This is a genomic window from Massilia suwonensis (genome assembly GCF_042655665.1).
Taxonomy (GTDB): domain Bacteria; phylum Pseudomonadota; class Gammaproteobacteria; order Burkholderiales; family Burkholderiaceae_D; genus Telluria; species Telluria suwonensis.
Map to the genome: position 1 here is coordinate 415,126 of NZ_JBHSMR010000013.1, position 24,013 is coordinate 439,138.

A 24,013-nucleotide genomic window follows, 5' to 3' on the forward strand; every position below is an offset into this window, starting at 1 on the left:
AAAACAAGGGCGCCCGCGGGCGCCCTTGTTTCTTCTATCCGACCAAACTTACTTGGTCATCTTGTCCCAGCCGTGACGCACGGCCGCCTTCATGTTTTCCCAGGTCGAGCCGGTCGAACCCGCATTACGGACTTCCCAGCCGCTGCGCAGGTCCGGTTCGACTTCGTCCCATGGGCGGTTGCGGTACATCTGGCTCTGGCGCATTTCGGTGCCATAGCTGTAGGCCGGCTTGTAGCTGTCGTAATCGGACGCGCCGCCGGTGCTGCTGTAGGTCGCGTTGTAGTGATTACGGTAGTAGCTGTCGTCGTCGTTGGTCATGCGGTCCCAGCCCGACTTGACGGCGTCCTTCATGTTTTCCCAGGTCGAACCGGCCTTGTTGCCGGCGCGGGTGGACCAGTCGCTGGAGAGGTCGTTCTCGACGTCGTTCCATTGGCGGCCGCTGTACTTCCGGTCGCGCGCCATGTCCGAGCCGTAGCTGTAGGCCGGCGCATAGTCGTCGTACGACGCGCCCGTGCTGGCGTAGTTGCTGTTGTAGTGGTTACGGTAGTAGCTGTCGTCGTCGTCGTTGGTCATGCGGTCCCAGCCCGACTTGACAGCGTCCTTCATCCGTTCCCAGGTCGAACCGGCCTTGTTGCCGGCGCGGGTGGCCCAGTCGCTCGACAGGTCGTTCTCGACGTCGTTCCACTGGCGGCCGCGGTACTTCTGGCTGCGCGCCATTTCCGAGCCGTAGCTGTAGGCCGGCGCGTAATCGTCGTACGAGCCGCCGGTCGTGCCGTAGTTGCTGGTGAAGTGGTTGCGGTAGTAGTCGTCGTCGCTCGTCATGCTCGAACGGGCCGAGCCGGCGCCCAGCTGCTCGACCTCGACTTCGGTATGGCGCACCGTGTCCTTGATCTGCTGGTCGCGCTGCGTCACTTCCTTGTTGATCATGACTTCCTCGACCACGCGCGCCGACTTCTCGACCACGGCTTCCTCGGCCGTTTCGCGCATCTCGATCGACTGCTCCTTGAAGGCGGTGGAATCGAGCCCGCTGATCGGCTCGTTGACCGGACGGCGCTCGACGTTCACGTGCTCTTCGCGCAGGCTCACGCTTTCGTTGACCGGGGTTTCGACGATGCGCGAGTAGACGCGCACGCCGCCGCGCGAGACTTCGCGCTTGCCGACCTTCAGCTGCTCCTGCACGACCGGGATGGCGGCGCTGGTGGAGTCGCGCTGCATCATGGTGTCGCGCTGCTGCGAACCGGTCAGCGAGGAGCCGCTCATGGACGAGCCCTGCAGGTTCGAGGTCGACGAGGCCGAGCCTTCCAGCGAGGAGCCGGTCACGCCACTGAGCGACTGCGACTGGTTCTGCAGGTTGCCGGTGCCGGAGCCGTAGCTGCCGGTCGACAGCTCGTCGCGCGAGCCCAGCGGTTCCTGGTAGGTCGTGCCCATCGGGTTCGGATCGTTCAGCGACTGCTGGTTCATCGGCAGGCGGTCGTTATCGGACTGCAGCGACATCGATGCGCCGCCGCTCATGCTGCCGGCGCTGCCCATCATGGCGCCCGAACCTTCGGTCAGGCCGCCGCTGCCCATGCCCCATTTTTCCGACTGCTCGTCGATATCGATCGGGCCGTAGCGCTCGACGATGTCGGCGGCGCGTTCGACTTCCGGCTCGCTGTCGGTGTTCACGGTCAGCACGTGATTGCCGCGCTCGACGGCGGTCGAGTACTTGGCGCTGTGCGTGCTGTCGTCGGTGCCGAAGATATCGCTGAAGAAGTTCTTGATGCTGGTGCCGATGCCCGGCTCGTTGTCGGTGCTGCCGGAATCCATCGAGCTCGGGGCGCTGCCGCCGGTGCTGGACATCGAGCCGCCCGGCAGCGTTTCATCGCCATGCGAGAGGCGCACGTCGGAGCTGGAGAAGCCCGAGGACAGCAGTTCGTTCTTGGCGCTCATGGCGTCATTGTGATTGTCGAAAACGGCGATCAATGTATGTTGCATGATGATTCCTCCAGATGCTGTTGATTACTTCATTGGCGGGGTGCCGGATTCGTCGAAGCGTTCGACGCTGACCTGTTCGGCCTTCAGGACGACCGATTCCTGGTGGTGTTCCTCGCGACGGATCCGGGTGATGTGAAGCTCTTCCTTGATGCGCACGCGGCGCTCGACAACCAGGACTTCCTCGAGGACGGGCACGACCAGCGTGTCGCCCTCGTAGCGGTTGACGGGCGCCTCGTCCGGGGCCACGATGCGATCGACCGGGACGTGCCGGACCTCCACCTCCTCGCGCCCGAGGCGCTCGTCGATGGTGACCGGCTGTTCGACCACGGACTTGTGTATGCGAACACCGCGTCCCGTGTCCACCACGCGAGTACCGACGGCGAGTTCTTCCGCAATCACGGGGACCCGTAACGGATCGTGTACCAGAGGTTCTGCGGGATTACCTGCCATTGTTTCGACTCCGTGTGGTTGCTTGCGCGAGACAGGGGCCAGACTACTCCAAACAGCCGGGGCACCGCGCACCATTGACTGCTGTAAATGTTGAGGTATCCACCACGCGTGAAATGGGCAAAAAGCGCGTAAATAAAGGCGAAACGCGGCCCTCGAAGGCCTTGAAAAAGCAGAAAAGGGAAAGGGGGAGCGGCCTCGAACGGGCCGCGACATGACGGACTAATTGAACGGGTTGGCGACGTCCTGCACGTCGGGCGGCGGCAGGCGTTCCGGCAGGCTCTGCCCTTCGAGTTTGGCGAGCACGGCGCCGAGGATCTCGTGCAGGCGCCGCGCGTGCGCCAGGCCCTGCTGGTCGGCCGTCAGATCGACGTCGCCCGAGATCGTGATGCGGTCGAGGCGGTTCTCGATCGTCAGGTTATCGATCTGCAGCACGTCGGCTTCGTTCGCATACGGCACAAAGGTCTTCTTCTTGGCGGTCATGGATGGCTCCGGTTTTAATCTGGTGTTCATGAGAACAGATTCGGGAAGACGTATTTTTTCGGCTCCTTGTTCGTCTGCTTGGCGCGAATCCGGGGCAGCGCCAGCATCCGCTCCTTCTGTTGCTGCGTGAGCGAGGGCAGGAATTCGATGCCGACGATGCGTTCGAGCTCCGCCACCGGAATCACCTGGATGTCGGCGTTGGCCCGGTTCTCGGTGAACCAGGCGGCGGCGCGGCCCTGGCGCGGACTGTAGACGACCTTGTACAAGTGGGTCGGCACCAGCACGTTGCCGATCTTGCGCACATTGGTGCCGAGGTACGCCGGACCGGTGATCACGTACAGCTGCCCTTCCTTCTTCGCCATCTTGCGCACCGCCCCCTCGATCGGCGCCCAGATGTGGCGGTTATGGTCGCCGTCCTGCGGCACCATGTTGGCCAGCGTGAAGCTCTCGCGCTGGGTGACGCGGTCGGGCATGTCGCCGTTCGGCGTCATGTGGCCGCGGTCGTAGCCGCTGCGCGCATAGTCGTCGAGTTCGGCGCGCTGTCCGCGCGGCAGGCGCGGCTCGGGATGGAAGGCGTTGTCGCGCTTGAGGCCCTGGGCTGCGGCGACGTTTTCGGCGCGCAGGTGCTCGGCCGACCACAAGGGCGTGCGGGTGACGCCGGAGTGCATCACGCCGAACACGCCGTAGCACAGCTCGCGCGTGGCCACGGCCAGCTTCGGGTTGCGGATCTCGGGCGCGCGCCCGCCCGCGTAATGGTCGGGGCACAGCGAGTTCGCCGCGAGCGCGAGCATCGGTGCCAGCAGGCCTGCCACCAGGGCCGTGCCGGCGAAGAATTTCTGGAACATGGATAAATCGAAAGAGTGTGACGAATTCGCATTGTAGCCGACACATATTGATGAAGGCAGGCGCGGGTGCGGGCGTCAATACCGGCGCACGATACGCGGCCATGGTGCATTGTTGAGAAGAATGCTCTAGAATTGCGGCTCTTTCGATAACATTCCATACCGGAAACAGCCACCGCCGATGGAAAAGGTCCCGTTCCCGGAGGAGTTGCGACGCTTCGTGCTCACCAGCATACCGTCGGTTCCCTTCCTAGAAGCATTGCTGCTGCTGCGCGCGAATCCCGCACAGCAATGGCACGCCGACACCCTGGCGCAGCGCCTCTACGTGCGCGAGCGCACCGCGCAGACCCTGCTCGAGGACCTGTGCCGCGCCGGCATGATCGCGCCCTGCGCCGAGCCGAACCAACACTGCTACCAGTACCAGCCTTCCACCAGCGAACTGCGCGAGCGCATCGACGCGCTGGCCGACTTTTATGCGCGGCACCTGGTCGAAGTCACCCACCTCATCCATTCATCTCTCGACCGCAAGGCGCAGCAATTCGCCGACGCCTTCAAACTGCGAAAGGACTCGTAAGTGGCGGTAACCATCTACATCCTGTGCATCCTGACCTCGCTGGCATGCACCTGGCTGCTGTTCGGCAGCTATCGCCGCACGCGCTACCGCCTGCTGTTCTGGAGCGGCGCCTGCTTCGCGGTGATGACCCTGAATAACCTGTTCCTCCTGCTCGACAAGATCGTGTTCCCGAATATCGACTTCCTGCCGGCGCGGTTGATCAGCGCTTTCTTCGCCACCTGCCTGCTGCTGTACGGCCTGATCTACGAAAAAGAATAAGGGAGTGAGCATGACCGACCTCTTTACCGGCGCCATCTGCATGGGTTCGCTCCTGATCGCGCTCTTCTTCCTGCGCTTCTGGCGCGATTCGGGCGACCGCTTCTTCCTCTACTTCGCGGCTTCCTTCTTCATCGAGGGCCTGCACCGCCTGTACTCGGCCCTGCACGACGCCGGCGGCGAGGACTCGCCCCTGCACTACCTGATCCGCCTGCTGGCCTATGGCCTGATCCTGTGGGCGATCCTGGAGAAGAACCTGCCCCAGCGCGGACGCGAACGCGACCGGCGCTAGTGCGGCGAGGCGTGCGCCCGGGCCATCCGGGCTCGGACATAATGCAGCCATGTGAACATTTTGATATGGAGAACCACATGGCGACGAACGATCCACGCAACCAGCCGCAGACGCCGCAAGCGCCGCAACCCGGCACCGACGAACACAATCGCTCCGAAAACCTGCTGCCGGGCGACGAGGGCGCCGAGGACGGCCGCTTCGAAGTCGCCGAGGAAGTCAGCCTCGACATCCAGGGCGACGACACCCGCCGCGTCGGCCAGCTTCCGGGCAGCGTCACCGAATCGATGCCGGACACGGTCGAAACCGAACCGGAAGACGAGAACAAGGGCACGCCCTGAGTCCTCGCCTCGAGAAAGAACGTGAAGCTGCGGGCGCCTGGTGCGCCCGCAGCTTTTTTTACATCGTGATCCCCATCTTCAAGCCTTCGATCGTGTGTGCCTGCACGATCGGTTCCAGCCGGTCCACCACCCGGCAGGTGATGTGGCGGCGCAGCTCGGGCGCCAGGCTCTCGTAGTAGGCATGGGTCAGCTGCAGGTCGTGCTTGTCGGCGTTGCGGGCGTCGGGCGCGTCGACGCCGAGCACGAACACGGGGCGCGAACGGCTTGAATGATTGGCCGTGCCGCGGTGGATGGTGAGCGCCGAGCGCGCCGAGATGTCGCCCATCTTCGGCAGCTTGCGCTGGGCGCGTTCCTCGTAGCGCGGCCACAGCTCCTGCGGCGGGAACATCGGGTCGCCGGCGCCCAGGTCGTCCCACTGGGTGCCGGGCGCGATCTCAAACGGGCCCATGTCCTCGCTCACGTCCACCGTCGTGATGTTGAAGGCGAGCGAATTGATGCGCCGTCCTTTCAGGGTGGCTTCGGGCGAGCGGAAGTCGCGGTGCCAGGGCTGGTGCAGCGCGCCCGGTCCCGGCACGTCGAAGCCGGCCTCCACCACCTTGTAGTCGGGGCCGAGGATGGCGCGGCAGACCGCCACCACCCAGGGGTGCCCGATGATGTCGGCGAAGCCGGACAGGCGCTCCGGGTGCACTTCCACGTAATAGCGGTTCGGGCCGCGCGCGAGCGCCCCGCCGGGCTGGCGCTGGGCTTCCTCGAACAGGGTCGCGATGTCGGCGCCGAGCCGCTCGACCCAGCCGCGTTCGAAGGCGCCCTTGCAGGCGATGATGCCGTCGCCGTAGATCCCGCCCATGATGGCGGCGACGTCGTAGGATTCGGGGGCGGTGGCTTGGCTGCTCATGGTGTCTCCTCGTTTTCCAGGCGGAGCCATGGTACTGCGAAAGCACAGGACCGGCGCGCACGGGCGTACTCGAATTGCCGGTGTGTGGGTGCGGTGTGACGGCGCTACCCGCGGCGCATGAAGTTGGATGTGCACGGTGGGCACGGGGCGCCCACCCTACGAAACGCGCAGCGCCACATGCGCTTGCTAACCGTAGGGTGGGCGCCCCGTGCCCACCGTGCGCGGCTACCAATCCAGCGTCAGCAGCAACGCCCCCATGCGCGGCCAGCACAGGCGGCTGATCTCGCTGCGCGAGGCCCAGCGAAAACCATCCATCTCCGGCGTCGGCGCGCCCGTCTTCGGGTGCGGGAAATAGCTGGTGCAGGCCAGCTGCGCGAGGTCGCCCAGCTCGCCGCCGGCATCGACCCGGTACAGGTGCAGGCGCTTGTCGCGCCGGTAGTCGAATTCGCCCAGGTCCCGGAAGCGCGCCGAGTCGAAGACGACCCCGGCTTCCTCGCGCAATTCGCGCACTGCCGCTTCCAGCGAGGTCTCGCCCGGATCGCGCAGGCCCTTGGGGATGTCCCAGGCCGCCGTGTTCGTCACGTGGCACAGCAGCAGCCGGCCTTCGCCGTTCAGCACCAGGGTACCGCAGGAGACGGCGAATTTGCTCATCCGCGCCCTTCGATCGCGGTGGCCAGCGCCTGCTCCAGCGCCTCGCGGCTGACCGGCTTGGTGAGATGCTGGTCGAAGCCGGCTTCGTGCGAGAGCGTCATGTCGCTGGCCGCGCCCCAGCCGGTCAGGGCCACCAGCACGGTGTCCCGCAGCTCGCTGCCGGCGCGCATGGCGCGGGCCAGTTCGTGGCCGTTCATGCCGGGCAGGCCGATGTCCAGGAAGGCGAGGTCCGGCCGCCAGGCACGCGCGGCGGCCAGGCCTGCGGGGCCGTCGTGCGCCATGCGCGTCTCGTGCCCGAGGGCGGCCAGCAGCGCGGCCAGGCTTTCGGCCGCATCCAGGTTGTCGTCGACCACCAGCACACGCAGGGATTTGAGCGGCGCAGGGGCCGGCGCGGCGCCGGGCGTGTCGCTCAAGTCGCCGGCGGCCCGGCGCAGCGGCAGCCGTACGGTAAAGGTGCTGCCCCGGCCGCGCCCGGCGCTGAAGGCATGCACCCGCCCGCCGTGCAGTTCGACCAGGCGCCGCACCAGCGACAGGCCGATCCCGAGCCCGCCCTGGGCCCGGTCCAGGCTGCTGCGCACCTGGGTGAACATCTCGAACACCGAGCCGATCGCGTCCGGCGCGATGCCGATGCCGCTGTCGGTCACGGCCACCACCGCCTGCGTCTCCTCGCGCCATGCCGACAGCGCAATACGCCCGCCGCCGGGCGTGTACTTGGCGGCGTTGTTGAGCAGGTTGGACAGCACCTGCACCAGGCGGGTCAGGTCGGCGTCGAGCGGCAGCGGCTCCTCGGGCAGGCTCAGCTCCAGCTTGTGCTTGCCGGCCTGGATCAGGGCGCTGCTGCTCTCGACCGCCATCGTCACCGCCGTGCGCAGGTCGATCGCTTCCTTTTTGAGCTCGATGCGCCCGCGGGTGATGCGCGCGATGTCGAGCAGGTCGTCGACGAGGTGGATCAGCTGGCCGAGCTGGCGGTCCATCATCTCGTGCACGCGCGCCGCCGTTTCAATGTTCCCCGGCGCCATGCGCAGCAAGTCGAGGCCCGTGCGAATAGGGGCCAGCGGATTGCGCAGTTCGTGCGCCAGCGTGGCGAGGAACTCGCTCTTGCGATGGTCGGCCTCGGACAGGTCGGCGGCGATGCGGCGCAGTTCGTCCTCGGCGCGCTTCTGCTCGGTGATGTCGCGCGTGATCGTCGCCAGGCCGAGGTGGGAACCGTCGGCGCCGTGCACCGCGAAACCCTTGAAGTAGACCGGGATCGCCGCTGCGCCGTCGCGCGTCGTAAAGGCCAGCTCGCCTTCCCATTTGCGCGGATCGCCGCGCAGGGCCGGCAGCACGTCGGTGCGGACAAAGGCGCGGCAGTCGTTCGAGAAGAAGTCGAGCAGGCGCGCGCCGCTGATGTCGGCATCCGGCCCGATCCCCGCCATCGCCCGCCCTGCCCGGTTCAGGTACAGGCCGGCGCCGTCGGGCGCGAAGATGCCGATGAAGTCCGAGGACTGCTCGGCCACCGCGGCGAGCCGGCGCACGCCCGCCTCGGCCTGGCGCCGTTCGCTCTCGTCGCGCAGGTAAAGCGCGATGCCGCCGTCGGGGGTCGGGAAGCAGTTGATCTCGTACCAGCCGCCCCAGGCCGGCAGTTCGGCCTCGACCCGCGTGGCGCCGCGCTCGGCCGCGCAGCGGCGGCAGGCGCCTTCGTGCGCGCTGCCCTGCCAGTCGGGGAACAGGTCCCAGAACACCTCGCCGAGCAGCTGCGAGCGGTCCAGGCCAGTGATGCGTTCGGCGGCCGCGTTGGCGTAGCCGATGCGCCAGGCGCCATCGACGGCGATGAAGCCGTCCGTCATGCTTTCCAGGATCGCGTGCGAGCGCTCCTCGGCCAGCTGGCGCGCCGCGGCTTCGGCGCGCTGGCCGATCACCAGCGAGGCGGTATTGGCCAGCAGGGCCAGCGCCGATTCGTCGCGCGCCGCGCGGATCGAGCCCGCTCGGTAGTACCAGGTAAAAGCGCCCAGCACACCGCCGGCCGGCGACAGGATCGGCAAGGCGCGGCAGGCGGCCAGTCCCGCCGCCAGCGCCTGCGCGCGGCAGCGCTCCCACAGCGGGTCGCCCGCGATGTCCGCGCAGTCGACCGGCTCGCCGCGCCAGGCTGCGGTGCCGCCGCCTCCGCCCAGCGGCGCCATGCCGACCCGGTCGAGGGCGGCGCGCAGATCGTCCGGCAGGCTGGGGGCGGCGGCGTGGCGCAGGCTGCCGCCCGGTCCCGTCAGCTGGATCGCGGCCAGCGCCGCGCCGGCCGCGTATTCCTCGGCGGTGCGCGCCAGCAGGTCGAGCACGTCGTCCAGCGGCGCGTCCGACACCGCCAGTTCCAGCGCGCCGCGCTGGCCCGCCTCGAGCAGGTTGGCACGGGTGCGTTCGGTGACGTCGATGCCGTGGATCAGGACGCCCGACACGCCGCCGTCCGGCTCGCGCAGGGCCATGTAGATGAAGTCGACGTAATAGGTGTCGAGCGCGCCGCTGGCGGTCTGCAGCTGCAGGCGCACGTTGCTGCCCTCGTGCGCCTCGCCGCTGTGGTAGACCTGGTTCAGCAGCTCGAACAGGCCTTGCCCCGCGAGTTCAGGCAAGGCCGCCTGCAGCGGCTTGCCGAGCAGTGCGCGCCGTCCGACCAGCTCGGCGAAGCGCTCGTTAGCCATCTCGACCACCAGTGCGGGACCACGCATCACGGCCATGAAGGCCGGTGCCCGGTAGAAGATGTCGCGCATGCGCTCGCCGGCGGCGCGCAGCTGGGCCACCAGGCGCTCGCGCTCGCGGCCCGCCTGCTGGCGCGCGCTGATGTCGGTAAAGGTCAGCACCGACCCGCCCGGGCCGCTACCTGTCGTCAGGGGATGCACCGAGCAGGCTACCGGCAGCAGGCTGCCGTCCTTGCGCACCAGGCTGGCGTCGTCGAGGCGCAGCACGCCGCCGCTGCGGACGGCATCCAGCAGCGCGCCCTCTTCCAGGCTCGCGCCATCCTGCGCCGGCAGCAGCGCGCCGACCGCGACCCCGGCCAGTTCTTCCGGCGCGTAGCCGAGGCAGGCGGCGCCGGCCGCGTTCAGGAAGGTGCAGTGGCCATCGGCGTCGAGTCCGACGATGCCTTCGCCCGAGGATTCGAGCAGGCTTGCGAAGCGCTCCGTGCTTTCGCCCAGCGCGCGTTCGCTGGCGGCGAGTTGAACCCCCGCCTCGTGTTCGGCGGTGGCGTCGCGCATGATCTTGGCGTAGCCGCGCAGTTCCCCTTTTTCACGCAGGGCGATCATCATGCCGTCGGCGAAGAAGCGGCCGCCGTCGCGGCGCAGGTGCCAGCGCTTGTCTTCCGAGCGTCCGGTGGCGCGGGCGCGCGCGGCTTCCTGCTCCGGCTGGCCGGCGGCGCGGTCCTCCGGCACGAACAGCATGTCGGCCGGCTGCCCGATCGCCTCCCGCGCGCTCCAGCCGGTCACAAGCTCGGCGCCCGCTTCCCATTCGGTGATGCGGCGCTCGGTGTCGGTGCCGATGAAGGCGTAGTCGTGCAGGTTGTCGATGATCAGGCGCAGGCGGCTGGTATGGCTGCCCGTGGACTCTTGCGCCGGCCGGCTTGCTGCACGCAGGGCTTCCAGTTCGGCCGCCTGGCGATACAGGCGCAGTGCCTGCTCTACCCGCGCGCGCAGCAGGTGGGCATTGACCGGCTTTTGCAGGACGTCGACCGGTCCGAGCGCAAAGGCGCGCTCCCAGGGAAAAGCGTCGAGGTCGCCTGCCGTGACGAACAGGATCGGCAGCGACTGGGCGCGCGGATGGCGGCGCATCAGTTCGGCGGTCTGGAAGCCGTCCATGGTCGGCATCTGCACGTCCAGCAGCACGGCCGCGAAGCTATCGGCCAACAGGGCGCGCAGGGCCGCCTCGCCCGAATCGACGGACACGAGCTCGGCGTCCACGCCGGCCAGCAATGCTTCGAGCACGGCAAGATTGGCTGGCTGATCGTCCACGAGCAGGATGCGGGGTTGGACGGCAGCGCTCATCGATAGGTAGGCAGAGGTAGGTAGTGGACAGGAGCGCTGGTGCGCACAAACGTGTGAGATTATGTGAGTAATTGCAAGGATAGCAATGTATGCTCGGCGCTTCCGAATGTCAATTGTGCGCGCCTTCTGCCCAGCCCCCCTCACACTAGGGTTTTGCTGCGGGGGCACATCGGCCCGCGCAGCGGGCCTGGAGCTGCAATGGATTTCTCGTTTCTGAACAATGACCTGGAGAGCTGGGCGATCGCGGTTGCGGTCCTGCTCGGCGCAACGCTGGCGATGCACTGGCTGCGCCGGCTGGCCCTGCACAAGATGCAGACCCTGTCGCGGCGCACCGAAACCATGGCCGACGACCTGGTCGCCAAGATGCTGCGCAAGACCTACCTCCTGATCATGCTGACGGTATCGGCGTACCTGGCCAGCCTGGCGCTCGACCTGACCGACAAGCAGCGCCTGGTAGTCTCGCGGGTGGCGATCGCGGCCCTGATCCTGCAGCTGGCGATCTGGGGCGACACCCTCCTGCGCGCCTGGCGCGACTATGCGTATGTGAGCGACACCCCGCGCAAGGCCTCGCGCACCATCCTCTGCTTCCTGATGCGCCTGGCGCTGTGGGTGATCGCCTTCCTGATGGTGCTGGATAACTTCGGCTTCAACATCACGACCCTGGTGGCGAGCCTGGGCATCGGCGGCATCGCGGTGGCCCTGGCGGTGCAGAACATCCTGGGCGACCTGTTCGCGTCGCTGTCCATCATGCTGGACAAGCCCTTCGAGATCGGCGACTTCATCATTGTCGGCGACGTGCTGGGTTCCGTGGAACACATCGGCCTGAAGACCACGCGCCTGCGCGGCCTGGGCGGCGAGCAGGTCATCTTCGCCAATAGCGACCTGCTGAAAAGCCGCATCCACAACCACAAGCGCATGGAGACGCGGCGCGTGGCCTTCGTGCTGCGCGTGGCCTACGGCGCCAGCGACCGCCAGCTGGCGCGCATCCCGGTCCTGATCCGCGAAGTGGTCGACGCCGAATCGATGGCCGCCTTCGAGCGCGCGCACTTCTTCAACTACGGCGAATGGTCGCTGAACTTCGAAGTCGTCTACCACTTCCAGAGCCCGGACTACATCGCGCACATGGATACGCAGCAGGCGATCCTGCTCGAGATCTACCGGCGCTTCGAGCGCGAAGGCATTCGCTTCGCGCATCCGCTGTCGATCGTGCGCATGGCCGAGGGGCAGGAGCTGCCGGCGCCGCAGGCGGTGGGTGCGGCGGGATCGGCGTTCCGGCATTGAAAAGCGGTGGGCACGGGGCGCCCACCCTACGAATTGCAAGGGCTGCGTTCCTGTCGGGCGGGCGCCCCGTGCCCACCAATGCATGATCCGGGGACGTAGGGTGGGCACCCCGTGCCCACCGATGCATGATCAAGGGACGTAGGGTGGGCGCTCCGTGCCCACAATGCATGAACAGCGTTAGCGCGTGCAGCATTCCAGGCAAATAAAAAAAACCCGCCGGGCCGTCAGGCCGGGCGGGTTCTTGCGGCAAGCCGAAAATCAGGCAGCGGACTTCTGTGCCACCGGCAGCGGGCTGACGCGGGCTGTGGTGCCGCCTTCCAGCACAGCGGCAGCAGCGGAACGGGCCGAGCCTGGCGCCGTGGTGCTGATCAGCTCATGCATGCGGCCGGCGGTCTTGTCCCAGGAGGTGTTGGCGACGACGTCGCGCATGCGTTCGACCAGCTGCGCCTTTTCCTGCTCGCCGGCGCCCAGCATGCGCTCGCAGGCGGCGATGAATTCCTCCGGGGTCGAGGCGATCGCGACCACGTCGCCGTACGGCACCTTGACGTCGGTGATCGGCGTGCTGACGCTGAGTTTTTCGGCAGCCATATACTCCAGCACCTTGGTCGGGCTGATGAACTTGGTCGATTCGTTCATCGCGAACGGCAGCAGGCAGACGTCCCAGCCGGCCAGGAATTTAGGCAGTTCGTCGTAGTTGCGCTGGCCCATGTAGTGGACGTTGGCGGCGCGCGGCAGTTCGGCCGGGTCGATCTTGACCACGGGGCCGACCAGCACGATCTGCCATTCCGGGTGGGCGGCGGCCATCTGGCGCACCAGCTCGGTGTCGAAACGCTCGTCGATCACGCCGTAGAAACCGAGGCGCGGACCGGCGATGTGGGCCTGCTCCGGATGCGAGATGGACGCGTCCAGCGCCTTGCGGAAGTGCTTGGCGTCGACGCTGCTCGAGAAGCAGTGGGCGTTGGCGTGGCGGTCCTTCTTGGCTTCGTACAGGCTCGGGCCGCCGGTGAAGACCAGGTCGGCGATGTTCAGCAGGGCCGATTCGCGCTGCAGCAGCTGCTTCGGCGGATTCTTGAAGGCGGCCAGTTCGTCCATGCAGTCGTAGACGACCAGCGAAGGATTGAAGCCCTGCAGCAGCGGCAGCGCCATCGGGGTGTAGAACCAGACGACCGGACGTTCGTCTTCCGGCACCAGGTCGGCCAGCAGGCGCTGCATGGTCGGCAGCTGGTCGTCGTGGAAACCGTGGGTGTTCTGGATCGGGGTATGCGGACGGCACACCGTGATGTTCGGCGCGACGGTCGTCTTTTGCAGATGGGCGGGACCCTCACTGTGGACGGGCTCCTCGACAAACAGGATCTGGTAGTGTTCCGCCAGGCGCGTCATCAGATGTTGTGGGCGTTGGAAGACGAAGTCCCAGCGCAGGTGGCAAAACACGATCAGGGTCGGCATGTTGATTTCCTTTCGCCTTGGTGGCGCTCTAGTTGATCTTGGGTCGGCAGCTCTCATGCATGGAGCGGAAATTCACGCTCGTGGATGAAGCCGGACCGGTGAATCGTAACATGCAAATTTATTATTATTTTCATTTATGCATCGCAACATTAGTCATCAGAAAGGGCGTCGCGGAAACGCAGAGCTTTTCCTCATAGGAGAGTCCGGTGTCCCACAGGCACTTTTGTAGGCATAGTCCTACTCTCATACAAGGAAATCCACTACGAAAACTCATCCATACGGGAGGCGTGCGCTAGCGTGCGCGACCCTGTTGAAGGGCCAAGACAGCGGTTTTCGGGGTTTTGGCGGCGCGGAACGGCAGCGTGCGAGAGTGTAGGCATACTCTGCCGTAGCAAGGACAAACGGCTCGCCGGCGGCGAGCGGATGGAGGTGGGAAGTGCCCTTGGACGGAGCGAAAAAAGGCCTGAGCACGGGGCGTGGGCGGCCCCGTGTTGCGCTGCGTCAGGGATCAGCCTGAAGCATCACGCGGGCGGATAAGGCTGGGCGCCCTCGGGGTGGCCTTCGGCGTCGAAGCCGTCGGCGGTCGAGACGTCGTCGATGCCGATCGAGCCCAGCGCATCGCACAGTTCGTCGACCTCGGCGCCCAGGTCGGCGGCCAGGTCGATCGCCTTGCCGGTGCCGCCCCAGGGCGGTCCGCCGTCGAGCGCATACAGGTTGACGCGCAGCTCGATGTGCTCGCCGGCGTCGACCGGCGCGACCACGGCGCGCACGCGGTCGGCCGCCAGTTCCTTGGCCGCCAGCAGGCCGTTGATCTCGGCCAGGGTACCCAGCATCGCCAGCTCGGCCACGCCCTGCTCCTTGGCGCCGTGGAACAGATCCTGGTACAGGAAATCGACGCCGATGCTGTCCGGTTCCGCCGCCAGGCAGCGCCGCACCAGGGGCGCGACGCGCTCGGTCCAGGCGCGGTAGCGGCGCATGCGGTCGGCGAAATACACGTCGGCGGCGATCTCGTCCTTCGGCACCGCGTAGAACGGATCGTTGGCGCGCTTGAGCGAGAAGCCGAACAGGAAGCGCAATTCCATCGCCGTCTCGTCCGGGGCGAAGCGCTCCCCGGTCCAGCCCCGGATGCTGGCCTCGAGCAGCGGCGCCGCGGTCGGCTTCTTGCTGCCGAGGCTATTGGCCGCTTCGCGCAGCAGCTCCTGCAGCGGCGAATAGCCGATGTGGTCGATCTCGGCCAGGTCGTAGGCATGGCGCACCAGGGCCACCTTCGCGGCCGGGCTGTCGAGTTCCGCCGCAACGAAGCTGGCGACCAGTTCCTCGTAGGCGGCGTCGTCCTGGAAGCTCTCCTGCGCCACCAGGCCGCCGGTGCTGCGCACGAACAGCGGAATCAGGAAGGCGTCGATCTCGAGCTCTTCTTCCCCTTCGCGCCGCAGTCGAAGCGTGGCCGACTGCTCGCCGATATGGCCGCGCAGCAGGCGGCAGGCTTCCGGATCGGTGAAGCGCGCCAGCTCGATGGCGCCGTATAGCACCTCGTCGCGCTTCTTGCGCAGGGTCTTGCGGATCGCGGACAGCAGCTCTTCTTCCTGCGCCGCGGCCCGTTCCGGATCGGTCTCTTCGCCTTCCGCGACCTCGAGCGCAAGGTCGGCCAGGGCCTGGACCAGCGCGTCGGTATCGGGTTCGGCAGGCGCGGCGCTCTTGCGCGGCACGGGCTTCTTGTTTTTCGGCATGGGTCAACCGTCAGTGATGAAAGCGCCATGGTAGCGCATGGCGCGCTTTTCGCGCATCCAGGAAGCGCTTACTCGGCCCGCTCCGCTTCCGGGACGTGCACCGTGGCCAGCGCCGCGAGGATTTCCTCGGGCTCGGCCGGCTTGGCGATGTGCAGGTCGAAGCCGGCTTCGCGCGCCCTCACCTTGTCGGCCAGCTGGCCGTAGCCGGTGAGCGCGATCAGCAGCGTGCCGGCGAACTGCGGTATCGCGCGCAGGCGCCGCGCCAGCTCGTAGCCGTTCATGTCGGGCAGGCCGATGTCGAGGATGAAGACGTCGGGCCGCTCGAAGGAGGCCCACTCGAGCGCGCTGGCGGCGTCGTAGTAGGTCGAGACCAGGTGGTCGCCGGCCGCTTCGAGCAGCAGCGAGAGGCTGACGGCGGCGTCGATGTTGTCGTCGACCAGCATCACGCGCAGGGGCGCCGCTGCGGCGCCGTGCGTGCTTCCATATGCGGGCTCGCGCGCGTTGTCGCGCGTGTTATCGCGCCCGCTTTCGCGCACCCGGCGCGGATTCGACAGCGGCGTGGCCAGCGCGGCCAGCTCGTGCTTGAGCGGCAGGCGCACGGTGAAGATGCTGCCGCCGCCCCGCCCCGGACTGCTGGCCTCGACGCTGCCGCCGTGCAGCTGGACCAGGCTGCGCACCAGGGCCAGTCCCAGGCCGAGCCCGCCCTGGGCGCGGTCTGGTTTGCGCTCGCCCTGGGAAAACAGGTCGAACACGCGCGGCAGGAGCTCGGCGGTGATGCCCTCGCCGTCGTCGGCTACGCTCAGGTTGGCTTCGATGCCGGCGCTGCTCAGCGAGAGCTGGATCGCGCCGTGCGGCTGGGTGTACTTCGCCGAATTGGTCAGCAGGTTGGCCACCACCTGGGTCAGGCGGGTCTGGTCGCCGCGCACCGTCACCGCGCCCTGCGGCAGGCGCAGTTCGAGCCGGTGCTGGCGCTCCTCCATCAGCGGCCGGGTCTGTTCGACGGCGCGTTCGACCACGTTGCGCAGGTCCACTTCTTCCAGGTTCAGGCTGACCAGCCCGCGCGTGACGCGCGAAACGTCGAGCATGTCCGACAGCAGCCGGTTCATGTGCTCGACCTGGCGCCCGATGACGTCGCCGGCATAGCGCGCGCGGTGGCCGTCCAGATCGGGCAGCTTGAGCAGCTGGGCCGCGGTGCCGATCGGCGCCAGCGGGTTGCGCAGCTCGTGGCCGAGCATGGCCAGGAACTGGTCCTTGGCGCGGTTTTCCTCTTCCGCCGTCTGGCGCGCCTGCTGTGCGTGCTCGAGCTGGTGCTGGCGTTCGTGGCCGGCCGTATCGCGCGTTGCCTGGGCCTGCGACAGCTCGCTGCCGGCCTGGCGCAGCGCGCCCAGCAGGCGGTCGATCTCCACGATGCGCGAGCGGTTCTGCGGCGGCAGTTCGCCGCGCCCGAGCGCACCGGCGGCCTTGGCGGCCATGCGGATCGGACGGGCGAGGCCGCGCCCGAACCAGGCCGCCAGCGCGCAGGCGCCGAACAGGGCCGCGACCAGGGCCAGCGCCGCCGTGCGGCGGGTGCCGTCGGGCGCCGGAACCAGCGTCGCCGCGGGCGCACCGGCCGCCACTTTCCAGCCCGAGAGGGGAGCGCGGCTGAAGGCCAGCGCACCGGGCGCGCCGCTGCGCAGCGGCAGCGCCAGGAAACCGTCGGCCTGCGCCGCGGCCAGTTCGGGCGGCGCGTCCTGTCCCACCAGCGCGGCGGAGCCGAGCCGGGACGCCACCAGCTTGCCCTTGCGGTCGTAGATATCGAGCTGCAAGTCCGCCCGCAGGCCGGCGCTGGCCAGCAGCTGGCGGAAGTGATCGGCGCCGTAGCCCACGCCCAGCAGGTAATGGCGTCCGCCAGCCTGCACCGGCAGGCCGACGCCGGTCATCAGGCGTTCGCTGACATGGGAGGGAATCAGGTCGGTCACGAAAGCCTGCCGGGCACCGAGCAGCGCAGGCAGGTAGGCCGGGAGCGGCTGGTCGGCCGCAGGTGCTCCCGCAGTTGCTCCTTGCTGCGCCAGCGTATCGAACAGCAGGCGGCCGTTCTCGTCGAGCAGGATGGCCCAGGCATCGCGGCCGCCGACGGCGGCCTGCGCCTCCCGGTGAAAGGCGTCGAGTTCGCCGCGCGCCAGGGACGGCGAGCCGGCCAGCCCGCGCAGCGCGGCCTGGGAGGCGGCCAGATCGGCGTCGACCAGCAGCGCGGCGCGCTGGGCCGCTCCGGCCAGCTGGGCCCGGGCCAGCTCGGTTTCCGTGCCCTCGATCAAACGCAGTGCGAATCCGGCGAAGAAGATCACCGGGACCAGGATTGCCGCAGCCATCAGATACAGGTAGGCACGGATCTGCATCGCGAGCTCACAGGTAGACGGCCATCGACATGACAGCCAGCAAATCGATGATACCAATCCTGTAACATAAAGCAAGAAAAGAGTAGAAAACCGGCCCGGCCCGCCCCCGGACGCCGCCGGATGGCGTTTTTGTCATGCCCGGGACGGTGCCGCGAACGCGGCAGTGTTATGCTTCGGTCATCCCAACCGCACCCGTTCACCATCCGGATCCCATCCACGATGCTCGATAACTATTTCAAACTCAAGGAAAGCGGCACGGACGTGCGCACCGAGCTGCTCGCCGGCCTGACCACTTTCCTGACGATGGCCTACATCATCTTCGTCAATCCCTCGATCCTGGGCGACGCCGGGATGCCGAAGGAAGCCGTGTTCGTCGCCACCTGCCTGGTGGCCGCCCTCGGCAGCGCCGTGATGGGCCTGTATGCCAACTACCCGATCGGCATGGCGCCCGGCATGGGCCTGAACGCCTATTTCGCCTACGCCGTCGTGCTCGGCATGGGCGTTGCCTGGCCGGCCGCGCTGGGCGCCGTGTTCATCTCGGGCTGCCTGTTCATCCTGGTCTCGGTCTTCGGCCTGCGCGGCATGATCGTGAACGGCATTCCGCACTCGCTGCGGGTGGCGATCACCGTCGGCCTGGGCATGTTCCTGGCCCTGATCGCGCTGAAGAACGCGGGCATCGTGGTCGGCAGCGAGCCGACCCTGGTCAAGGCGGGCGACCTGCACAAGCCGGAAGCGGTCATGGCCATCCTCGGCTTCCTGCTGATCGTCACGCTCGACCGCCTGAAGGTGCGCGGCGCCATCCTGATCGGCATCATCGTGGTCACCGTCCTCTCGTTCTTCTTCGGCGGGAACTCTTTCCGCGGCATCTTCTCGGCCCCGCCTTCGATCGATCCGACCCTGTTCAAGCTCGACATCCCGGGCGCCCTGTCGGTCGGCATCCTGAACGTCGTGCTGGTCTTCTTCCTGGTCGAGCTGTTCGACGCCACCGGCACCCTGATGGGCGTGGCCAGCCGCGCCGGCCTGCTGGTCGAAGGGAAGATGGCGCGCCTGAACAAGGCCTTGCTGGCCGACAGCGGCGCCATCGTCGCCGGTTCCGTGCTGGGCACCTCGAGCACCACGGCCTACATCGAAAGCGCGGCCGGCGTGCAGGCCGGCGGGCGCACGGGCCTGACGGCGCTGGCCGTGGCGGTGCTGTTCCTGGCCTGCCTGTTCATCGCGCCGCTGGCCGGCGTGGTCCCGGCCTACGCCACCGCCCCCGCCCTGCTGTTCGTGGCCTGCCTGATGCTGCGCGACCTCGGCGACATCGAATGGGGCGACACGACGGAGAGCATTCCGGCGGCGATCACGGCGCTGGTGATTCCCTTCACCTATTCGATCGCGGAAGGCATCGCCTTCGGTTTCATCACCTACGCGGCCCTGAAGCTGCTGACCGGACGCGCGCGCCAGGTGAAACCGATCGTCTGGATCATCGCGGCCCTGTTCATCTTCAAGATCGTCTACATTGGCACCTGAAGCGCCCGTCCACCATTACGGCTGAGTCGCGCATGCACAGCAAAATGCGCGATTCGGTTGTCTTCGGGGCGCATTTTTGCTGCTTCTGGGATACAATCTCGGGCGAGCCCCTTTGCCGCCCAGCGCGCACCGGCGCTCTTTCGCATTCCCTAGATGACGACCGGCAGGCAGCGGTCCGGCTGAGCAAGCCGGCGCCGCGGCCGCAGACAAGCTTATGAAATCATTCCCGCTGTACGCGCTGGCCCTGCTCGGCCTGGCCCACTTCCCCGCCCACGCCGATGGCGCCGCCGACGACCTGCCTCAGATCGGCAACATCCACGACGCCCTGACCATCGCCCGTCCGGACACGATTCCCGAAGGCAGCTGGTTCACCTCGGCCGAACTGGGTGCGATCAACACCTCCGGCAACACCACCGGCACCTCGATCAGCGGCAAGCTCGACGCCCGCCACGAGACGGCCGACTGGAGCAACGAGTACATCCTCGCCGGCTTCTTCAAGGAAGACGAGATCACCGACGACGACGGCGAACGCTACCGCACGCGCTCGGCCCAGCGCTGGGCCGCCTCGGCAAAAGCCGCCTACAAGCTGATGAAGGAAGGCTCGCGCGCTTTTGTCCTCGGTTCGCACGTCAACGACCGTTTCGGCGCCTACACCCGCTATACCTCGTTCGCGGTCGGCCACGGCTCGCAGCTCTTCAACACCGAGAACAAGGCGCTCGACGTCGAAATCGGTCCCGGCTATTTCACCGGCGAACGTGAATCCGGCGAACGCGAGAGCGGCATGACGGTGCGCGGCGCGGCCCGTTTCCGCTGGCAGGTCAGCCCCTCTGCGGCCTTCGTGCAGACGGTGAGCGTCGAGCGCGGCACCTCGAACGTGCACTCGATCGCCGAATCGGCCCTGTCCACCAAGATCAACGACACGATGCAGATGAAGGCGGCCTTCTCGGCCCGCAACGACTCCAACGTGCCGGAGGACAAGAAGAACCTGGATACCCAGACCTCGCTGACGCTGGTGTACTCGTTCTGACCGCGCTCCCATGCGACAATGCACGCATGGACCGACGCACCGACTACAAGACCGCGCTCCTGATCGACGCGGCAATCCGCGATACCGACGCCTCGCCGGCCCGCGTGCTGGCCGGCATGGGCGTGCCCTTCGACGTGGCGCGCCGCGTGCTGATGCGTCCGGACGAGCGGCGCCATCCCCTGCCCGCGCCCGAATTCAGGCGCGAAGCCTGAATCCGTCCTAGTTCGGTTCGATCGGGCGCTGGAAGAAAGGCGCCAGCAGGCCCAGCAGGGTCGACACCACCAGCACGGCCAGGCTCGAAATGGCGGAGGTGTACCAGGCCGGGTGCACCGGCGATCCGGGCAAGGCGAAGGCCCAGACCGCGAACGCGATCGTCGCCGCGATCATCTCCCACACCGGCCACGTCGCTGGATTAAGCGGCAGCTTCTTGCCGCGCGACTTCAGCTTGGCCGCATAGACCAGCCAGAAAATGACCGGCGTGGCGATCAGGAAACCGATAAACAGGGACATCGGGTCGACCACGTCCCTGACCTCGGAGAAGGCCGCGAGAAAAGCCACGTAGAGCGTGATCACCTCGGTCGGGATATAGCCGAACAGGACGTTCAGGGTGGTGTCGACCTGCTGCGGCGTGACGACGGGGCGGCGTGGCCCAGCCTGGGTTCGGGTTCGGGTCCAGGCGCGGGTGCGGGTGCCCGCACCGGACCGCGCGCAACGGGTTCGCGCACAAGATCGGGTTTAAGCTCGGGCTTGAGCTCCGGCACCGGCACGGGCGCGAGCGGCACCGGCGGCATGGCGGCGGCAAGCGCGATTTCGCCCGGCGTTTCAGGAATTTTGCCGGCCGGCGCGAAGTCGAGACGGCGCGCCGTCGCCGAATTGGCAAGCGAACTGAGGCTCATGATGCTCTCCGGATCGACGCAAGCAATACGGCGATCCTACGCCGCTGCGGGAGTCGCAGAGCGCTCGCGGCGGTAACGAGTCGCGCAAATGCCGCGTAATCGCGGAACTACCTCCGCTTGGCCGTCGAAGACGAACCCCCTCAGGCCTGCGGTTCGTGCACGTCGTCCACCGTCACGGGTTCGGCCGCGATCTTTTCCTCGGCCAGTTCGTGGTCTTCCTCGTCCGCCACCAGGCCTTCCTGGTCGGCGCCGCGCGCCCGGTCGTAGACCAGTTCCACCAGCATGGCGAAGTGATCCGAGCCGAAGGACGGCAGGCGGCGGATGAAGCCGAGGGTGAAGTGGCGGCTGTGGAACAGGTGGTCCAGCGGCCAGCGCAGGAACCAGTGGTCGGCGTGGAAAGTGTTGAACATGCCGCGTCCGATGCGCGGATCGAGCAGGCCGCTGATCTTGCGGAACAGCCGGGTCGTGGTCGACCACGCGACGTCGTTCAGGTCGCCCGCCACGATCACCGGGGTGTCGAGGCCGGCCACGCTTTTCGCCACCACCAGCAGTTCGGCGTCGCGCTCGGTCGATTCGTCGTGTTCGGTCGGGCTGGGCGGCGCCGGATGCAGGAAGTGCATGCGCACCTTGCGGCCCGAAGGCAGCACGACCAGCGCGTGCATCGAGGGGATGTCGTCCTCGACCAGGAACTGGATCGCCGCGTCCTCCAGCGGCAGTTTCGAATACACGTGCATGCCGTAGAGGTTGTCGAGCGGGCACTTCAGCGCGTGCGGATACTCGGCTTCGAGCACGTCGAGGCGCTCCTGCCACCAGCGATCCGTTTCCAGCGTGACGAAGACGTGCGGCTGGTGTTCGCGGATCAGCGCGATCAGGCCCTCGGTATTGCGGTTCGGGGTCAGCACGTTGGCGGTCAGGATGCGGATGCGGTCGCCCGGGGCGCCGCCGGCAGCCTGCTTGACCTCGTTCTTCCAGGGCCGGGTGTAGGGAACGATCCACCAGGCCTGGTAAGCCAGGCAGGCGGCGGTGACGATCATCAGGAAGGGCGACCCGCGCTCGCCCATGTCGAGGAAGACCGCCTCCGCGACCAGCACGCCGAGCGCCACCGTCGCGATCTGCAGGCGTGGAAAGTCCAGGTCGCGTACCCACCATTCGGTATGGCGCGACAGCGGCAGCAGGGTGGCGATTACGATCAGCACGACCAGACAGGCGATGATGACGAGAGACATGGCGAGGAAGTTCCTGGAACAGTTCGATAATTAGTGACAAGTAGACAATAGCCGCAGTATGCCCTGTTCCTGGAAATCGGACTGTGCGCTAGCGTGCACAGTGTGCAGCCTGCCAGCCGTGCGTTGCCATTCTGGCCAGTACGCGATACTGGCGCCTGAACCAGTCACGACCCGAGATACGATGCCCGCTTTCCTGATCCTGACCCGCGAAGGTTTTGAAGATGTTATTCAGCGCGCCGGCAGCGGCGCCACGCTGTTCCTGAACCCGGATGTCGCGACACCCGGCGAGATCGCCCGCGTGCTTGAGACGGGTGCCGCGGTCCAGGTGCTGCCGGCGGCCCTGCCGCCTGCATTGTCGGGCGAGTTCGAGCGTACCCTGCAGGGCCTCGGCCTGAGCGCACGGCAGCTCTGGATCGAGCACCCAGCCGACGTCGCGACGGCCCCGCCTCTTGCCGCAGAGCCGGTTCAGGAGCAGCCCAGCTTCCACGAGCGCTTCGCCAGCGCCGCCGGCCAGTTCGCCACCCGCGCCGCGCGTACCCTCCACCGCCTGCGCCAGGCCGGCAGCGACCGCCCGCTGCTGGTCCTGCCCTACCTCGGCTTCGGCAATGCCAACAAGCTCTGGATCAAGGGCCGCGTGCTGGACGAGGCCAGTTTCCGCGAGCAGACCGGCCAGGACAGCGGCTGGAGCAACCTGGTCGCCCTGTATCGCCGGCTCGAATCGGACGAGGTGGCCGGCGCGCGCGTGGTCGCGCAATTCGACGGCCGGCGCGTCGAGACCGTGACCGACAGCGGCGGCTATTTCGAGTTCGAGATCCTGCCCACAGCGCCGCTGGACGGCGGTTCGCACCGCATCGCGCTCGAACTCCCGGAGTGGAAAGGCGCCGACGGCCAGCCGATCCGCGCGTCCGCAGAAGCCTTCGTCCCGAGCGCCACGGCCCGTTTCGGCATCATCAGCGACATCGACGACACGGTCCTCTGGACCAACGTCACGAACAAGCTGAACATGGCCCTGATGATGGCCCGCACCAACGCCCACACGCGCAAGCCCTTCAAGGGCGTGGCCGCCTTCTACCGCGCGCTGCGCGACGGCGCCGGCGGCAACGAGGACAATCCGCTGTTCTACGTTTCGAGCAGTCCCTGGCACCTGTTCGGCTTCCTGGTCGACTTCCTGCGCCTGCAGGGCATCCCGGTCGGCCCGCTGCTGCTGCGCGAACTGGGCATGCGCGACGTGTTCAAGCTGACCAAGCATGCGAACCACAAGCTGGAGAAGATCGAGCTGATCCTGAGCTTTTATCCGGAGATGCAGTTCGTGCTGATCGGCGACAGCGGCGAGCGGGACCCGGAAATCTACGCCGAGATCGTCCGCCGCCACCCGCAGCAGGTGCGCATGATCTACATCCGCAACGTGAACCCGGACCCGGTGCGGATCGAGGCGCTGGACAAGCTGATCGAGGGAGTCAGCAGCACGGGCGCGCAGCTGATCCTGGCGCCGGACAGCGTGTTTGCGGCCTCGCACGCGGCGGCGGAGGGCTTGATCGCGGTGGATCGGCTGGCGGCGGTGCGGTCGGACAAGAAGGATGACGACAAGGTGTTGTCGACTGCGTGAGGTTCTCCGGCATGGTGGGCGCCCCGTGCCCACCTTCGTAAAGTCGCCTGCGCCGCTATCGGAATGCGAAATCCGCGTGGGCACGGAGTGCCCACCCTACGGGTTCAGCCAGTGGCGTCTCCTGTAGGGTGGGCACTCCGTGCCCACGCGGATCAAGAAGGC

The 24,013-nt window shown here is 67.3% G+C and carries 22 protein-coding genes; 9 read left to right on the forward strand and 13 right to left on the reverse strand.

Features of this window, described 5'->3' with window-relative positions:
- Positions 1–48: 48 nt before the first annotated feature.
- From ACFPQ5_RS09775 to ACFPQ5_RS09790, 4 genes are all read right to left on the reverse strand, one after another.
- Complete coding sequence (locus ACFPQ5_RS09775) at positions 49–1,974, reverse strand: YsnF/AvaK domain-containing protein (protein ID WP_379754237.1); 1,926 nt, start codon at positions 1,972–1,974, stop codon at positions 49–51.
- A gap of 24 nt (positions 1,975–1,998) precedes the next feature.
- Positions 1,999–2,424 carry a DUF2382 domain-containing protein gene (locus tag ACFPQ5_RS09780; protein WP_379754240.1) on the reverse strand — a complete coding sequence of 142 codons (426 nt, stop codon included), beginning with the start codon at positions 2,422–2,424 and terminating at the stop codon, positions 1,999–2,001.
- A gap of 219 nt (positions 2,425–2,643) precedes the next feature.
- Positions 2,644–2,904, reverse strand: a complete 261-nt coding sequence (locus ACFPQ5_RS09785) for a hypothetical protein (RefSeq protein ID WP_379754243.1) — start codon at positions 2,902–2,904, stop codon at positions 2,644–2,646.
- A gap of 26 nt (positions 2,905–2,930) precedes the next feature.
- Complete coding sequence (locus tag ACFPQ5_RS09790) at positions 2,931–3,749, reverse strand: DNA/RNA non-specific endonuclease (RefSeq protein WP_379754246.1); 819 nt, start codon at positions 3,747–3,749, stop codon at positions 2,931–2,933.
- A 178-nt stretch (positions 3,750–3,927) separates the two neighbouring features.
- Between ACFPQ5_RS09790 and ACFPQ5_RS09795 the strand changes: the two genes are divergently transcribed.
- The 4 genes from ACFPQ5_RS09795 to ACFPQ5_RS09810 all read left to right on the forward strand — a co-directional run bounded on the left by ACFPQ5_RS09795 (position 3,928) and on the right by ACFPQ5_RS09810 (position 5,205).
- Positions 3,928–4,320: a hypothetical protein gene (locus ACFPQ5_RS09795; protein ID WP_379754249.1), complete on the forward strand. Its 393-nt coding sequence runs from the start codon at positions 3,928–3,930 to the stop codon at positions 4,318–4,320.
- On the forward strand, positions 4,321–4,578 hold the full coding sequence (locus tag ACFPQ5_RS09800) for a DUF5985 family protein (protein WP_379754252.1): 258 nt from the start codon (positions 4,321–4,323) through the stop codon (positions 4,576–4,578).
- Between the two features lie 10 nt (positions 4,579–4,588).
- On the forward strand, positions 4,589–4,867 hold the full coding sequence (locus ACFPQ5_RS09805; RefSeq protein ID WP_379754255.1) for a DUF5985 family protein: 279 nt from the start codon (positions 4,589–4,591) through the stop codon (positions 4,865–4,867).
- 77 nt (positions 4,868–4,944) lie between these two features.
- Positions 4,945–5,205 (forward strand): hypothetical protein, encoded by a 261-nt coding sequence (locus ACFPQ5_RS09810; protein ID WP_379754258.1) that lies wholly within the window; start codon positions 4,945–4,947, stop codon positions 5,203–5,205.
- A 58-nt stretch (positions 5,206–5,263) separates the two neighbouring features.
- On the opposite strand, the gene ACFPQ5_RS09815 is transcribed toward ACFPQ5_RS09810, so the two are convergent.
- The 3 genes from ACFPQ5_RS09815 to ACFPQ5_RS09825 form a co-directional block, all read right to left on the reverse strand.
- Positions 5,264–6,100, reverse strand: a complete 837-nt coding sequence (locus ACFPQ5_RS09815) for a phytanoyl-CoA dioxygenase family protein (protein WP_379754261.1) — start codon at positions 6,098–6,100, stop codon at positions 5,264–5,266.
- Between the two features lie 225 nt (positions 6,101–6,325).
- Positions 6,326–6,751 carry an NUDIX hydrolase gene (locus tag ACFPQ5_RS09820; RefSeq protein ID WP_379754264.1) on the reverse strand — a complete coding sequence of 142 codons (426 nt, stop codon included), beginning with the start codon at positions 6,749–6,751 and terminating at the stop codon, positions 6,326–6,328.
- Positions 6,748–10,722 carry a PAS domain S-box protein gene (locus ACFPQ5_RS09825; RefSeq protein ID WP_379754266.1) on the reverse strand — a complete coding sequence of 1,325 codons (3,975 nt, stop codon included), beginning with the start codon at positions 10,720–10,722 and terminating at the stop codon, positions 6,748–6,750. Before ACFPQ5_RS09825 ends, ACFPQ5_RS09820 begins: the two co-directional genes overlap by 4 nt.
- A 231-nt stretch (positions 10,723–10,953) precedes the next feature.
- Here ACFPQ5_RS09825 and ACFPQ5_RS09830 point away from each other — a divergent pair, with 231 nt between their 5' ends.
- Positions 10,954–12,036 carry a mechanosensitive ion channel family protein gene (locus ACFPQ5_RS09830; protein WP_379754269.1) on the forward strand — a complete coding sequence of 361 codons (1,083 nt, stop codon included), beginning with the start codon at positions 10,954–10,956 and terminating at the stop codon, positions 12,034–12,036.
- A gap of 258 nt (positions 12,037–12,294) precedes the next feature.
- Here ACFPQ5_RS09830 and ACFPQ5_RS09835 read toward each other — a convergent pair whose 3' ends face one another.
- From ACFPQ5_RS09835 to ACFPQ5_RS09845, 3 genes are all read right to left on the reverse strand, one after another.
- Positions 12,295–13,482: a glycosyltransferase family 1 protein gene (locus ACFPQ5_RS09835; RefSeq protein ID WP_379754272.1), complete on the reverse strand. Its 1,188-nt coding sequence runs from the start codon at positions 13,480–13,482 to the stop codon at positions 12,295–12,297.
- Between the two features lie 521 nt (positions 13,483–14,003).
- The gene (locus ACFPQ5_RS09840; RefSeq protein ID WP_379754275.1) at positions 14,004–15,209 is read right to left on the reverse strand and encodes a hypothetical protein; all 1,206 of its coding nucleotides are present in this window, start codon (positions 15,207–15,209) and stop codon (positions 14,004–14,006) included.
- A 68-nt stretch (positions 15,210–15,277) separates the two neighbouring features.
- Positions 15,278–17,584: a hybrid sensor histidine kinase/response regulator gene (locus ACFPQ5_RS09845; protein WP_379754278.1), complete on the reverse strand. Its 2,307-nt coding sequence runs from the start codon at positions 17,582–17,584 to the stop codon at positions 15,278–15,280.
- Positions 17,585–17,803: 219 nt separating this feature from the next.
- On the opposite strand from ACFPQ5_RS09845, the gene ACFPQ5_RS09850 reads away from it, so the two are divergent.
- The 3 genes from ACFPQ5_RS09850 to ACFPQ5_RS09860 all read left to right on the forward strand — a co-directional run bounded on the left by ACFPQ5_RS09850 (position 17,804) and on the right by ACFPQ5_RS09860 (position 20,335).
- Positions 17,804–19,096, forward strand: coding sequence for an NCS2 family permease (locus ACFPQ5_RS09850; protein ID WP_379754281.1), 1,293 nt, complete (start codon positions 17,804–17,806; stop codon positions 19,094–19,096).
- Between the two features lie 214 nt (positions 19,097–19,310).
- Positions 19,311–20,123 carry a DUF481 domain-containing protein gene (locus ACFPQ5_RS09855; protein WP_379754284.1) on the forward strand — a complete coding sequence of 271 codons (813 nt, stop codon included), beginning with the start codon at positions 19,311–19,313 and terminating at the stop codon, positions 20,121–20,123.
- Between the two features lie 26 nt (positions 20,124–20,149).
- Positions 20,150–20,335 carry a hypothetical protein gene (locus ACFPQ5_RS09860; protein WP_379754286.1) on the forward strand — a complete coding sequence of 62 codons (186 nt, stop codon included), beginning with the start codon at positions 20,150–20,152 and terminating at the stop codon, positions 20,333–20,335.
- 7 nt (positions 20,336–20,342) lie between these two features.
- Here the strand turns inward: ACFPQ5_RS09860 and ACFPQ5_RS09865 are convergent, their stop codons facing one another.
- The 3 genes from ACFPQ5_RS09865 to ACFPQ5_RS09875 form a co-directional block, all read right to left on the reverse strand.
- The gene (locus tag ACFPQ5_RS09865; protein ID WP_379754289.1) at positions 20,343–20,696 is read right to left on the reverse strand and encodes a hypothetical protein; all 354 of its coding nucleotides are present in this window, start codon (positions 20,694–20,696) and stop codon (positions 20,343–20,345) included.
- Between the two features lie 29 nt (positions 20,697–20,725).
- The gene (locus tag ACFPQ5_RS09870) at positions 20,726–21,019 is read right to left on the reverse strand and encodes a hypothetical protein (RefSeq protein WP_379754292.1); all 294 of its coding nucleotides are present in this window, start codon (positions 21,017–21,019) and stop codon (positions 20,726–20,728) included.
- A gap of 140 nt (positions 21,020–21,159) precedes the next feature.
- A complete protein-coding gene (locus tag ACFPQ5_RS09875; protein ID WP_379754294.1) occupies positions 21,160–22,245 on the reverse strand; it encodes an endonuclease/exonuclease/phosphatase family protein in 1,086 nt (361 codons plus the stop codon).
- A 181-nt stretch (positions 22,246–22,426) separates the two neighbouring features.
- Between ACFPQ5_RS09875 and ACFPQ5_RS09880 the strand changes: the two genes are divergently transcribed.
- Positions 22,427–23,851 (forward strand): App1 family protein, encoded by a 1,425-nt coding sequence (locus tag ACFPQ5_RS09880; protein WP_379754296.1) that lies wholly within the window; start codon positions 22,427–22,429, stop codon positions 23,849–23,851.
- Positions 23,852–24,013 lie beyond the last annotated feature (162 nt).